Origin of the sequence: Acinetobacter sp. NIPH 2100 (assembly GCF_000369805.1) — a bacterium.
Classification (GTDB): Bacteria; Pseudomonadota; Gammaproteobacteria; order Pseudomonadales; family Moraxellaceae; genus Acinetobacter.
This window is the reverse complement of sequence record NZ_KB850224.1, coordinates 3,817,724-3,831,069: the sequence shown is the minus strand read 5'-3', so window position 1 is coordinate 3,831,069 and position 13,346 is coordinate 3,817,724. Positions and strand designations below refer to the sequence as shown.

Here is a 13,346-nt window from a genome sequence, read left to right as displayed (position 1 = left end):
AAGTCTATATGTCAAATGTTTATATAGTTAAATCTGGTGATACTCTTTGGGGAATCTCAAGAAAACATCGTATTACAGTAAAAGAGCTTGCGAGAATTAACTCATTATCAGGCAGAATGATTCATAACTTGAAAATAGGGCAGAAAATTCATTTAAAAGATGAATCTAGTAGCGGTCATAAATATGAAACCCAATTAAAAATAGTTTTAATAGATCTTTCTTTTAAACCAATCTTAAAAGCTACAATTCAATTGGATTTTGATGGCAAGAAAATTATAAAGAATACAACTAATGGCATATTTGATGATATAGGAATAGAAGACCACTCTAAGGGACTAAAAGTATTCTTCAAAAATATAAATGGCAGCTTTGATTTAATTGCTGACCATAAAACGCTTCCCTTAGGCCGGAAAGTATTAAAATTAACTTCAAGAAAAATTAAAGTCGAAGGATCACATTATGTAAAAGAAGGCTTACTTAACGAGACTGTATCTGAAATTAAAAATAATTTAAAAAGGGCCGGAAAGCCGATAATCGAAGGAGTTTCTTCAGCACTGGAAAGTCTATCGAGTACAACAAAACCTCATCTGCCCCAAAGAGTAGCATCTAAAGAAAAAAATCAATTGCCTGAAGAAAGACAGGAGCAGAAACGAACTGATGCTGGTAATAGTACACATATAATTGCTGCACAATTTACAGAAGATAATTTTTTATTAAAGCCAGTTAATAATAAATATAGAGCTTATATTGTGAGCGCTGCTAAGCGACATGGTTTTACTGCACATTCATTAGCAGCTGTTATCGATGCTGAAGCAGCAAAAATAAAAAAAACGGGGGAGTGGAATGTTAATAGTAAAGCTAATTCTAGTTCTGCTGCTGGGTTGACTCAATTCTTAGATGGAACATGGCTCGCTATGTGTAATGATAGGAGTTCATTAGTTGGGCAATATGTAAAAAATAATCCAAAATTAACTAAAGAGCAAAAATTAAATTTGAGGTTCAATGCAGAAATGGCAATTGATGCTGCCGCTGCGTATGCTGTTAGTAATTTTAAAACTTCTGGTCTTCCTTATCAGAATTTAAGTGAGCCAAGTTCAATGGCAAAGTTTGCTTATTTGTTACACCATGAGGGGGCTTCAGGAGGAAAGAATTTCGTCTTAAATACTTTAAGCTCAGAACGAGCTAAGAAACTATTGTTTATTCAATTTGGTAAAAATGGCACTAAACAGGCTGAAGAATTCTTAAAAAGGTATAAAGGTGATGCGAAAGCAGCTTATGGAGCGTGGCTAAGAAACTATATTGATGGGCACATCAATATTTATCAGTATGTCGTTGATAAGAGTAAAACTTCGGGAATAAACCTAAGCATGGAGGAAACAATTAAGCTATTAAAAGGACAATCAGTACCATCCCCTATTTCTAAAGAGCAAAAAGTAACCTCACCAGTAGCGACACAAACTATTAATACTCAACAATCAGCACCAAAGAGTGAGAGTAATAAACCTCAAGTTCAAAGTGATGAGAAAACTGTGGGAGGGGATGAAGGCTGGCATAATCCTTTACGTGATTGTAAGTTGCGGACAGCTGGCTTAGCTAACGCAAAAGGCGCAACCTTTGGCAAAGTAAGAAATAATGGAACTAAAAATCACCAAGGCGTTGACTTACAGGCTAATCCCGGCACAAAAATATATGCTGTCTGTGGAGGGGTGATTGTTTTTGCTAAGGACTCTGGTGGTGCGTATGGTAAAGTTATTGTTTTAAGAGTTGATATAAATGATTTAGCGGAAAAACAAAAAAAATATGCTCAAAGTAAACTTACAAAAAATCAATATGCCTACTTTTTTTACGCTCATTTGTCAGATATTAATGTGGATAAAGACGATCCAGTGGATACAGGAGAGGAAATTGGAAAGACAGGTTCAACTGGCAATGCGAATAAGATGACGACAATTTCCAATGGTGCTCATCTTCATTTTGAAGCAAGGAGCGCTCCTTTATTAGGCGTTGGATTGGATGGAAGGATTGACCCTATACCATTTATAAATGCGAATTTACCGTATTGATTTTGAGGTTTTTATGAAATTTATGAACACTTTTGCAATGATAATCGCCTGTGGTTTTTCTTTTAATGTTTGTTATGCAAAAGAAAATTCTTCTTGGAGTGATTATTTACAAGATTCTACCCAAGTAAAATCACCTGTGGAATATATAGATACATATAATAAATATTCTGTTATTAGTCCTAATTTGAAAATAAAATTAACAGATTTTGGTAATATTGATAAAACAAAGAAAAATATTAACTACAAATTAAAGAAATATGGGGTTCAAGTTTTAAATGGAAAAGATATATATAATGTATTTGAAACAACAGCCCCTTTGAAGTCTAATGTTGATTTTACTTTGCTATATCATGATAAAGATATTGTTGCTTTTAGAATGAAAGAAATCAGTACTGTTGATTACGTTAGAGTTCCTTTTAAAAAATTTCAGGTCACAGCTTATTTATATAATATAAGAAATAATAATTTTACCGAAATACCAGTAATACAATCTAACAGTGACGATGGTAATGAGAAAACAGATCTACTAATGGGTGATCAAGTAACATATGATGCTAAGAAAGGTCAGTATACGTATAATGCAAATGTTAAAACTTATAAAGATGGAAGAACTTCCCCATTAAAAACTTCTCTTAATGTTAATCTAAAATGTATTTCATCAACTTTAGGTTGCGAAACTATAGGTGTTTTAGCAGCTGAAAAAGAAACTAAATAACTAAAATTGAATTCTAGGGTTTTATTCAATACCTAAACCCTAGAATGAAAATCAAAATAAATAGTAAGGATAAAACTATGTGTTTGTCGTGTTTATTTAAAGTAAATTTTTGAAATCCTTATTATGAATAGATTTTTGTTATTATTATGTTTGATGCTGATGGCATGTAATCATGCTAATGAAATTTAAAGTGGGGAAATTGTTATAGATTTTAACTCTTTATATTATAATGGAAAGGTTTATTCTATTGGTGATTAATATTCTGAAATTGATTTTTCTTCAAAAAATAATTTAATAAATGATATGGGGATTGTATCACTATTTTTAATCCGGACTTCGTTATTTCATATACTTTTCACTCTAAAACGCTAGTTGAAATTTTAATTACATATGAAAATAAAAGTGTGCATACATCAAAGAGTGTCAGTAATGGAATGACTGCTGAAAATATAAATAATAATTATAAAGTAGGATGTAAAGTTAAAAAAAAGTGAAGGTGTTGGGGATTATCAGCAAGATTTTAACTATCAGATTTTTGATAGTGATCAAAAAATAATATTTTAGTTTTTGATGTCGTAAATAATGAAATACAAGGAATTTATTTGCGGGAGAAAGATTTCTCTATGTCGGATTGTCAAGAGTAACTATGCTTTCATAGCTGTTGAAGTTATATAAGAGGATATTTAATTTTGAAAAAGGCTAGTTTATTTCTATTACTAATATTATTAGTTGGTTGTTCAAAAACCGAAGTTCATGCTTTAGGTAAAGATAATTTTAATAAATTGAATGGAATTTCTTTAGGAGGTGATTTGGAAAATATTTTAAAAAAATATAAAGATGATATTGTAGTGCAAAACTACAAAGATATTAGCAGTATAATAGATTGTGAAAATGCAAAAAATATTATTATTGATAATAATGAGACGAACTTAGATATTAGTAATAAAGGTCTTGTAACGGCTATAAATACAACTAATCCAAAGGTGATAGATGAAAATGGAATGAGTGTTGGGGAAAATTTACGTAAATTATCAAAATTAGAAGCTATTGATAAAACAAAGAAAATAGATAGCCAAGAAGGTGAGGCTTATTATGAATATAAGTTAGCTCCACAGGATTCTAAATTTTATTATATTTATACTGTTGGTCAAGATGAGAAGGTAGAATCTATTGGGTTGTTCTCTAACGATCATATAGATTGTTATGAGGATTGAATTATTTAAAATTTTTTTAAATATATGTAATCTACCTGTTGAAAATTAGCTTATTTAAGGACAAAAGCTCAGCTAGAACTTAGCTGAGCTTATTTATTTTAGGTTTCAACAATACCTTCTAAATCATCAAAGGTATAATTGTTGGGGACATTGATCAGATGCGTTTGTACACCTGCCTCAACTTTCTCTCCTGCATCTGGATACAACCAGCGGGTGATCTGCTCAGCGACACTTGAGTGATACTGAATTTCAAAGTGATTGAGTCCATAGAAAACCGCTTTATGCGTATCAGGTAACTTCAGTTGGAAACGTGGATTCTGATGTTCACCTAAAGCACTTTTCACACTGACCAGATAATCCCCAATCACAGAAAGTGCTTTATTGCGTAACTTTTCAAACTCTAAAGTTCCTGCAATCAAAAAGGTATTGATATGTGATGGCAGAGGAGCTGGTTTGCGATTGTCATCGGCGAAACCAATACGTGCATCATTATGTTCCCAGTCATCATCACGAACACTACCATAGCGTAGATCGAGTATGCCGTTACTGCGAACATTCACCAATTGACCAAGCAGGTTGATAAACGGAAATCCACCGAGTTTGTCCTGCAATACAAAACCAAAGCGTTCGAGCACTGCACCATGATGTGGCGAACCAATACACACCAGATTTTCGACCATATGTACCCATTGATACAGATTTTGTTTGCCATAAAACAGGGCACTACGCGAAACCAAGCCGCCCATACTGTGGCCAATCAGATCGATACTGGTAATACGTGGGTTACGTTGCACCAAATCCTCTAGGGTATTGGCAAAACTACGGCCATTGGCTGAAATTCGGCGGCCTGTGTTGTAATTCAGATACAACATGGTGTTGTTATCACGTTGAGCAAGCAGACGCTCACCAATCCCGCCATAACGATGATTTGACCATGTCAGATGATTCATACATAAACCATGCGCAAGAATCACTACACGTCCTGTGAGTTCACCTTGTTGTAATGAGCCATAGTGATCATAAAGCACCATTGGCAAGGCCATAGGATTGTGTTGCTTTAAAAAGAAATCACCAAAGATCCCATTTAGCGCGCCCACCACGAAATGCAATGTGGGTGTGAGGGGTTTGTCATGTAAGACGGGAAATTTCTCAATAATGCGGCGCAAATTCGGCGCAAGAAAATGGCTGCCATACTTCTGTAGTGCGACATAAGAAAACTGATAGAACTTTTGCAGTTGCGGGTGCTTTTGTAATTGTTTGGCTTTTTGTGCACTTAAACCGAGCGTCGTCCTTAACACCTCTGTTTGTACCACTTGCACCAATTCGTGTACCCCACTTAAGCTAGTACTGACGAGTTGTGCCAAACCTTCCAAAACATCTGCCTGACTCGGTGGCGTGCGATCCCACTTACAATATGTTTCATGCAGAGGCGTTAAACTTGGCATATTGATTTCCCCATCCTTGATATATACCGAAGGTTTGAAGTGATTTTTCTGAATAATATTGTTTAGATAAACTACAACAAACTCTTACATCTTATGTCTTTCATACGTAATTTTTTTAGAATACTGATGAACGGAGTACAGTATCGTTTTTTATGTCCGACAATATCGAGCTTAAATGTAATTTATATTGTTATTTGTTTAACTATTAATCAAAATAATGTGATTTATTTCACTTTATGTCAAGTCATTGCCTATTTTGGTGCGTATGCAAATTATCTACTTACACGGTTTTCGAAGCAGCCCGATGTCAATAAAAGGGCAACAGTTGCAACAATATTGTGCACAGTATGATCATATTCAGGTGCATTTACCCGATTTAAATCGTACGCCCGACCAAGTCCTTATGCAACTTTCTCAGCTTATCGAAAATTTTAAGCATGATCATGTTGTTTTGCTGGGGAGCAGTTTAGGTGGCTTTTATACGACGTATCTTGTCGCGAAATATGCTTGTCCAGCTGTACTGATTAATCCTGCTATGCAACCATGGCGGTTATTCGAAGATTTATTCGGGATTGAGCAAATCCCGCTCAAAGTCACTGAATCATGGACACTTGATGCCGATCAATTGCAGCAATTACAATCGATTGCTGACACGAAGCTCAATCATGCTGATAAAATTCTAGTGCTGTTGCAACAAGGCGACGAAGTCTTGGATTATCGCGAAGCTCAACGCTATTATAGTGCAGTTCATCCATCATCATTGATTTTAACTGACGCAGATGGTAATCATGCAATGGATGATTTTGAAGAAAAATTACCTTTAATTCTCGAATTTTTATCGGCAGCTATCCAATAAGGAAGTCAGAACAAGTGACACAATACACGGCACAATCCCTTGAAGTTCTTTCTGGTTTAGATCCTGTCCGCCGTCGACCAGGCATGTATACCGATACCTCGCGGCCAAACCATTTGGCACAGGAGGTCATTGATAATGCAGTCGATGAAGCACTTGCAGGTCACGCCAATCAAATTTGTGTCACCGTATATGAAGATGGTTCGTTGTCAGTCGAAGATAATGGGCGAGGGATGCCTGTCGATATTCACCCTGAATATGGGCAAAGTGGTATCGAAATTATTTTGACCAAACTACATGCTGGTGGCAAATTCAGTACCGATAACTATCAGTTCTCAGGTGGTTTGCACGGGGTTGGGATTTCAGTCGTCAATGCGTTATCGACCCGAGTTGAAGTGGCGGTACAGCGTCAAGGTAATCTTTATCAAATGGCCTTCGAACAAGGTGAGCCCGTTGCACCATTGTCGGTTTTGGAAGGAAAGGTCGCAAAGCGTGCCACAGGGACTACCGTTCGTTTCTGGCCTGAAACCAAATATTTTGATAGCCCTAAATTTGCGCTAAAAGCGCTCAAACATAATTTAAAAGCCAAGGCTGTTTTAGCTGCGGGTTTAAAAATTATTTATCTCGATAAAATCAATAACGAAAAAATCGAATGGCAGTTTGAAAATGGTCTGGTCGACTATTTGATGGATGAACTGCAAGACCGAGAAATTCTACCTGATCCTGCTTTCGTAAGCAGTGGGCAAGCAGACCGAGCGGCATGTGAATTTGCGATTTGCTGGAATGTTGAAGGTGGCGAGCAAATTCAGGAAAGTTATGTCAACCTGATTCCAACCGCCCAAGGTGGAACGCATGTGAATGGTTTACGTTCAGGTGTGACCGAAGCACTGCGTGAGTTCTGTGAGTTACGTAGCTTATTGCCACGTAATGTAAAGCTTTCTGCGGAAGATGTTTGGGATGGCGTAAATTTCATTCTATCGCTGAAATTCCAAGAACCTCAATTTTCAGGACAAACCAAAGAACGTTTATCAAGTCGTGAAGCCTCTAATATCGTGTTGAATATTGCTAAAGATGCTTTTGCATTATGGTTAAACCAACATGCTGAAATTGCGACACAGCTGGCTGAGATGGCAATTGCCAAAGCAGGACGTCGTCTCAAAGCTGCGAAAAAAGTGGAACGTAAGAAGATCGTGGCAGGTCCAGCATTACCTGGCAAATTAGCCGATTGTGTTGGTTTAACCCGCGAAGACAGTGAATTGTTCATTGTCGAAGGGGATTCTGCTGGGGGAAGTGCCAAGCAAGCACGCGACAAGAATTTCCAAGCGATTATGCCGATTCGCGGAAAAATCTTAAATACGTGGGAAGTATCTTCAGATGAAGTATTGGCTTCACAAGAAGTACATGACATTGCCATTGCGATTGGTGTTGACCCAGGCAGTGATGATTTGTCTGAATTACGCTACGGTAAAGTTTGTATTTTGGCCGATGCAGACTCGGATGGTTTGCATATTGCGACTTTGTTATGTGCCCTATTTGTGAAACATTTTCCAGCCTTAGTTGAAGAAGGTCATCTGTTCGTAGCTATGCCACCGCTTTATCGTATTGATATCGGTAAAGACGTGTATTACGCACTGGATGATGATGAGCTTGAAAGCATTTTGAAAAAGGTGAAGGGCAATAAGAACCCGCAAATCACACGATTCAAAGGGCTGGGCGAGATGAACGCCAGTCAGTTGCGTGAAACCACGATGGATCCGAATACACGTCGTTTGGTGCAATTAGACTTGGATGATGCGCATTTAACCGCAGGTTTATTGGATAAATTGCTGGCGAAGAAGCGTTCAGCTGATCGTAAACATTGGCTAGAGCAAAAAGGTAATTTAGCGGATATTACCGTTTAAGTTCGTTATATCCTGATTGAATTAAAGCCAAGCGTCAGCTTGGCTTTTTCTTTGCCTGAAGCGTGTCTATCTGAAATGAATAAATTTGCATCATTTTAGGTCAGGACGTATTTTTTGTATGCAATGTTGTATACAAGATTTAAGAATCAAGACCTAAATTTTATTTAAATTGATTAAAAACAATGGGTTGTTTTGTTGGCACAGAAATTGAATAACTCCACCCAGTAAAAATCACAATATCGATGAGTGGAGAAACAAGATGCAAAATAAATTGATGTCGATGTCTGTACTGATGGCAGCCATGATGGGGATCGGTCTGGTCGGTTGTTCAAAGCCAGCGGAAAAAACAGAACAAACAAAAACAGAAGCCAAGACTGCACCTGCAACAAGTGGTGACACCATTAAAGTGGGAATTCTGCATTCACTTTCAGGCACTATGGCGATTTCTGAAACATCGCTGAAAGACACGGCCTTGATGACCATCAATGAAATTAATGCCAATGGCGGGGTATTGGGTAAAAAATTAGAACCTGTGATTGTCGATCCTGCTTCGGATTGGCCGCTGTTTGCAGAAAAAGCACGTCAGTTGATTACCCAAGATAAAGTGGCGGTTATTTTTGGCTGCTGGACATCCGTTTCGCGTAAATCTGTGCTCCCTGTGGTCGAAGAACTGAATGGCTTGTTGTTCTATCCGGTGCAATATGAAGGCCAAGAACAATCTAAAAACATCTTCTATACCGGTGCTGCACCCAACCAACAAGCGATTCCTGCGGTTGAATATTTGATGGGTGATGAAGGTGGTAAAGCTGAGCGCTTTGTGTTGCTTGGTACGGATTACGTCTATCCACGGACTACCAATAAGATTCTTCGTGCCTTCTTGAAGTCTAAAGGTGTCGCCGATGCTGACATCATGGAAGAATATACGCCATTTGGTCATAGCAACTATCAAACCATTGTTTCCAATATCAAAAAATTCTCTGCTGGTAAAAAGACTGCGGTGATCTCGACCATCAATGGTGATTCTAACGTGCCGTTCTATCGTGAATTGGGCAACCAAGGCATTAAGGCTTCTGATATTCCAGTGATGGCTTTCTCGGTAGGTGAGGAAGAATTGCGTGGTATTGATACCAAACCCTTGGTCGGTCATTTAGCGTCATGGAACTATTTCATGTCGGTGAAGAATCCTAAAAACACCGAGTTTGTGAATAAATTCAAACAATATGCGGTCGAATACAAACTACCAAATGCTGACAAAGTGGTGACCAATGATCCAATGGAAGCGACTTATGTAGGCATCAATATGTGGAAGCAAGCCGTTGAAAAAGCGGGGTCTACTGAGGTGGATAAAGTTCGTGATGCCATGGCAGGTCAAACCTTTGCTGCACCATCTGGCTATACGCTCAAAATGGATGAAACCAATCACCACTTGCATAAGCCAGTGATGATTGGGCAAATCCGTGGTGATGGCCAATTTGATGTGGTCTACAAAACACCGCAAACCATCAAGGCGGAACCTTGGAGTCCATATATTCCTAAATAACTTTTCTTCAGCCTGTTGTTTCAGCAGCAGGCTTTTTCATTCTGTTTTTTGTTTGATCAATTTAAACCACAAAATAAGGGGAGTTCTATGGCGAAACACTATGTTTTGGCACTGCTCTGCATCATGGCACAACTGATGTTTAGTCCAGCATGGGCAGAGGCCACATCCACAGCAACCGTGACGTCTACAGCTTCTCAAGATGCCATTCAAACTTTCGTAAAAGCTGATTTTGCCACACGTCGTGCCATGCTCAATCAATGGCCTGCCAGTATTGAACAATTGGATCAATTGGTGGCGTATATCGATGACAATGAGCTGTATACCGATAGTGCGGGCAATACCTATTTGCTGAAAAATGATGACAAATTATTCAGCTACCCTGCACAGCAAGCACTGGAGCAATGGCCTGCGGATTTATCCCAAGTGACTTTGGTCAATACTTTACGTAAGGCACTGAATTTTGGGCAAGCCAAAGCTAAACTCAGCTCCAATGATGCATCACAGCGATTAGCCGCTGTCGATATTTTAGAAAATAATTTGGCCGAGTTAGATTTGGACACCATCAAACAACTCTACCTGCATGAAAAAAATGATCAGGTCAAAGCACGGTTAGCGCAACTTAAAGCGCGGTTGGATTTTAACAGTGCGGATGAGTTCACCAAGCTTGAAGCCGTGAAAATATTGGCAGATTCAAATCGTCCTGATGTATTCGCGCTTATCACGCAGACTTTAGAACAACCGCAAAGCAATCCTGCATTGAAGGCAGCTCTGCTGGATGCACAAAATAAAATTAAAACCCGTTTGCAAATCAGTGAATGGTCGGGTCATGTATTTTCAGGTTTAAGTACGGCCAGCATTTTATTGCTTGCTGCGCTGGGACTCGCGATCACTTATGGCCTACTCGGTGTGATTAATATGGCGCATGGCGAACTCATCATGATTGGTGCTTATACCACTTATGTGATCCAGAGCTTTTTTAAAACCCATTTTGCTGGACTGGTGGATTGGTATCTCATCGCTGCGATTCCTGCGGCTTTTCTAGTGAGTGCCTTGATTGGGATGTTGATTGAGCGCACCGTCATTCGTCCGCTGTATGGTCGTCAATTGGAAACCTTGCTCGCCACTTTTGGGGTGAGTCTAATTCTGATGCAATTGGTACGTATGGTCTTTGGTGCACAGAATGTCGAAGTTTCTAATGTGAGCTGGTTGAGTGGTGGGATTGCGATTACGCCAAGCCTGATGCTGCCATATAACCGTATTGCCATTATTGCGTTTACCGTTGCTGTGTTATTGCTGCTAGTGTTCTTACTTAATAAAACTCGCTTTGGTCTATTCGTTCGTGCGGTCACACAGAATCGTCAAATGGCACGTGCTGTTGGGATTCGTTCTGCACGGATTGACATGATGGCGTTTGGCCTCGGTTCTGGCTTGGCAGGTTTAGCAGGTTGTGCCTTGGCACAAGTGGGTAATGTCGGGCCTGATCTCGGTCAGAATTACATTATTGATGCTTTCCTTGTCGTCGTTGTCGGTGGTGTCGGTCAAGTATGGGGTGCCGTACTTGCAGCACTTGGACTGGGTATCAGTGGAACGGTGCTGGAAATTGGTTTAGGTGCGGTTTTAGCAAAAATTATTCTCTTGGTTCTTGTGATTTTGTTTATCCAAAAGCGTCCACAAGGTTTGTTTGCCATCAAAGGCCGTTTTGTGGAGTAAGCCAATGAAAATCACTTCTGTGTTCGCAGATAAACCGTATAGCGCTGTCGCAATTGCCTGCTGTTTTGCAGTGTTGCTGTTGTTGCCTTGGTTGCATTTGCTGTCTCCAGACTCTGCATTTTACCTATCCGCTTATTGGATTACCTTAATTGGCAAGATCATGTGTTTGGCCTTGGTCGCCTTGGCTCTGGATTTGGTGTGGGGCTATGCAGGGATTCTGAGTTTGGGGCATGGTTTGTATTTTGCCTTGGGTGGTTATGCGTTTGGGATGTATCTGATGCGTCAATCTGCAGGCGATGGACTCCCTGATTTTATGCGCTTCTTAAGCTGGACCGAGTTGCCGTGGTATTGGGTTGGGACGGAGCATTTTGCTTGGGCTTTGGCCTTGGTGGTGCTGGTTCCTGGTCTGATCGCGTTTATTTTTGGATTTTTTGCCTTTCGCTCCAAAATCAAAGGCGTGTATTTCTCCATTATTACTCAAGCCATGACCTTTGCCGCAGCGTTATTGTTCTTCCGCAATGAAACTGGTTTTGGGGGCAATAATGGTTTTACTGGCTTTAAAACCATTTTGGGTTTTGATATCACTTCTGCATCAATGCGTGCCACGCTGTGCTTTGTCACTGCCCTGGTGTTGATGCTGTGTTTTATTGGCTTACGACAACTGATGAATCGTCCTTATGGTCGGGTCTTGGGAGCCATTCGCGACAGTGAAAATCGTTTGCAATATCTGGGTTACCGCACGCTGTGGTACAAGCTGTCGGCATGGGTCTTGTCTGCGGTGATCGCGGGTATTGCTGGCGCGTTGTATGTGCCACAGGCAGGCATCATTAATCCGAGTGAAATGAATCCCGTCAACTCAATTGAAATGGCGGTGTGGGTGGCTGCGGGTGGACGTGGCACTTTGATTGGGCCAATTCTTGGAGCAGGTCTAATTAATGCAGTGAAAACCTACTTTACCGTGGCTGCACCAGAAGCATGGTTGTTGATCTTAGGGGCACTCTTCATTGTGGTGACTTTATTCCTGCCAAAAGGTGTGATTGGCCTATTTGACCGTTTTAAAAAGGAGCGCGACTAAATGAGTGATGTATTAATTGACTCAGCTCAACATGGCGGTCAACTCGGTGAAGGGTATGGACGTGCCAAACCACAAGGGGCTGACTTTAGTCATGGCATTGCCTTATATCTGGAAAAAGTCAGCGTTTGGTTTGATTCATTTCGGGCGTTGAATGATCTGTCTCTCTATATTGCTGAGGGTGAGTTACGTTGCATTATCGGGCCGAATGGGGCAGGGAAAACCACCTTGATGGATGTGATTACAGGTAAAACCCGTCCAACTACTGGCACGGCATTTTTTGGACAAAACTATGATTTAGCCAAAATGAGTACCGAGCAAATTGCCGAAGCAGGTATCGGTCGCAAATTCCAAAAACCAACGGTATTTGAAAATTTTACCGTGATGGAGAATTTATTACTGGCCGCACCAAGAGATAAGCGAGTGAAAAAAAGCTTATTTTCTCGTTTAGATCCAGAAGCGCAGTTGGCTTTGGATGAAACATTGGAACAAATTCGTTTAAAGGAATTTGTACAGAAGCCAGCAGGTTTGCTGTCGCATGGACAAAAGCAGTGGCTGGAAATCGGTATGCTGTTGATGCAACGACCAAAGCTGATTTTACTGGATGAGCCTGTCGCAGGTATGACCGATGCTGAAACTGAGCGTACTGCTGAACTCTGCCTTGAACTGAAAAAAAATCATACCCTTGTGGTGGTTGAGCATGATATGAGTTTTATTGACACCATCAGTGAAAAAGTCACGGTATTGGCACAGGGCGCGATCTTGGCAGAAGGCACATTGGCAGAAGTTCAGGCCAATGAAGATGTGATTGAAAAATATTTAGGACGTTAGGA

The 13,346-nt window shown here is 39.8% G+C and carries 10 protein-coding genes; 9 read left to right on the top strand and 1 reads right to left on the bottom strand.

Translation table 11 applies throughout. The features are described 5' to 3' along the window. Window positions 1-8: 8 nt before the first annotated feature. From F887_RS00445 to F887_RS00455, 3 genes are all read left to right on the top strand, one after another. Window positions 9-2,063, top strand: a complete 2,055-nt coding sequence (locus F887_RS00445) for a peptidoglycan DD-metalloendopeptidase family protein (protein ID WP_005297621.1) — start codon at window positions 9-11, stop codon at window positions 2,061-2,063. A gap of 13 nt (window positions 2,064-2,076) precedes the next feature. Further along, window positions 2,077-2,778, top strand: a complete 702-nt coding sequence (locus tag F887_RS00450) for a hypothetical protein (protein WP_005297618.1) — start codon at window positions 2,077-2,079, stop codon at window positions 2,776-2,778. A gap of 689 nt (window positions 2,779-3,467) precedes the next feature. Next, entirely contained in the window at window positions 3,468-3,992 is a 525-nt protein-coding gene (locus F887_RS00455; RefSeq protein ID WP_005297616.1) for a hypothetical protein, read from the top strand. Between the two features lie 98 nt (window positions 3,993-4,090). Here F887_RS00455 and F887_RS00460 read toward each other — a convergent pair whose 3' ends face one another. After that, window positions 4,091-5,437, bottom strand: a complete 1,347-nt coding sequence (locus tag F887_RS00460) for a PGAP1-like alpha/beta domain-containing protein (protein WP_005297614.1) — start codon at window positions 5,435-5,437, stop codon at window positions 4,091-4,093. 265 nt (window positions 5,438-5,702) lie between these two features. On the opposite strand from F887_RS00460, the gene F887_RS00465 reads away from it, so the two are divergent. The 6 genes from F887_RS00465 (at window position 5,703) to urtD (ending at window position 13,344) form a co-directional block, all read left to right on the top strand. Continuing rightward, window positions 5,703-6,293 carry a YqiA/YcfP family alpha/beta fold hydrolase gene (locus F887_RS00465; protein WP_032863028.1) on the top strand — a complete coding sequence of 197 codons (591 nt, stop codon included), beginning with the start codon at window positions 5,703-5,705 and terminating at the stop codon, window positions 6,291-6,293. A gap of 14 nt (window positions 6,294-6,307) precedes the next feature. After that, window positions 6,308-8,191: a DNA topoisomerase IV subunit B gene (parE, locus tag F887_RS00470; protein ID WP_005297610.1), complete on the top strand. Its 1,884-nt coding sequence runs from the start codon at window positions 6,308-6,310 to the stop codon at window positions 8,189-8,191. Between the two features lie 259 nt (window positions 8,192-8,450). Continuing rightward, on the top strand, window positions 8,451-9,731 hold the full coding sequence (urtA, locus tag F887_RS00475) for an urea ABC transporter substrate-binding protein (protein ID WP_005147750.1): 1,281 nt from the start codon (window positions 8,451-8,453) through the stop codon (window positions 9,729-9,731). A gap of 87 nt (window positions 9,732-9,818) precedes the next feature. Beyond that, complete coding sequence (gene urtB, locus F887_RS00480) at window positions 9,819-11,441, top strand: urea ABC transporter permease subunit UrtB (protein WP_005297605.1); 1,623 nt, start codon at window positions 9,819-9,821, stop codon at window positions 11,439-11,441. Window positions 11,442-11,445: 4 nt separating this feature from the next. Further along, entirely contained in the window at window positions 11,446-12,516 is a 1,071-nt protein-coding gene (urtC, locus tag F887_RS00485) for an urea ABC transporter permease subunit UrtC (RefSeq protein WP_005297603.1), read from the top strand. Next, window positions 12,517-13,344 carry an urea ABC transporter ATP-binding protein UrtD gene (gene urtD / locus F887_RS00490; protein ID WP_005297601.1) on the top strand — a complete coding sequence of 276 codons (828 nt, stop codon included), beginning with the start codon at window positions 12,517-12,519 and terminating at the stop codon, window positions 13,342-13,344. The last annotated feature ends 2 nt before the right edge of the window (window positions 13,345-13,346 follow it).

Bases quoted from the DNA above. Each gene is read 5' to 3' on its own strand.
- F887_RS00445 (WP_005297621.1), top strand. From the start codon at position 9: ATGTCAAATGTTTATATAGTTAAATCTGGTGATACTCTTTGGGGAATC.
- F887_RS00450 (WP_005297618.1), top strand. From the start codon at position 2,077: ATGAAATTTATGAACACTTTTGCAATGATAATCGCCTGTGGTTTTTCT.
- F887_RS00460 (WP_005297614.1), bottom strand. From the start codon at position 5,437: ATGCCAAGTTTAACGCCTCTGCATGAAACATATTGTAAGTGGGATCGC.
- F887_RS00465 (WP_032863028.1), top strand. From the start codon at position 5,703: ATGCAAATTATCTACTTACACGGTTTTCGAAGCAGCCCGATGTCAATA.
- urtA (WP_005147750.1), top strand. From the start codon at position 8,451: ATGCAAAATAAATTGATGTCGATGTCTGTACTGATGGCAGCCATGATG.
- urtB (WP_005297605.1), top strand. From the start codon at position 9,819: ATGGCGAAACACTATGTTTTGGCACTGCTCTGCATCATGGCACAACTG.
- urtC (WP_005297603.1), top strand. From the start codon at position 11,446: ATGAAAATCACTTCTGTGTTCGCAGATAAACCGTATAGCGCTGTCGCA.
- urtD (WP_005297601.1), top strand. From the start codon at position 12,517: ATGAGTGATGTATTAATTGACTCAGCTCAACATGGCGGTCAACTCGGT.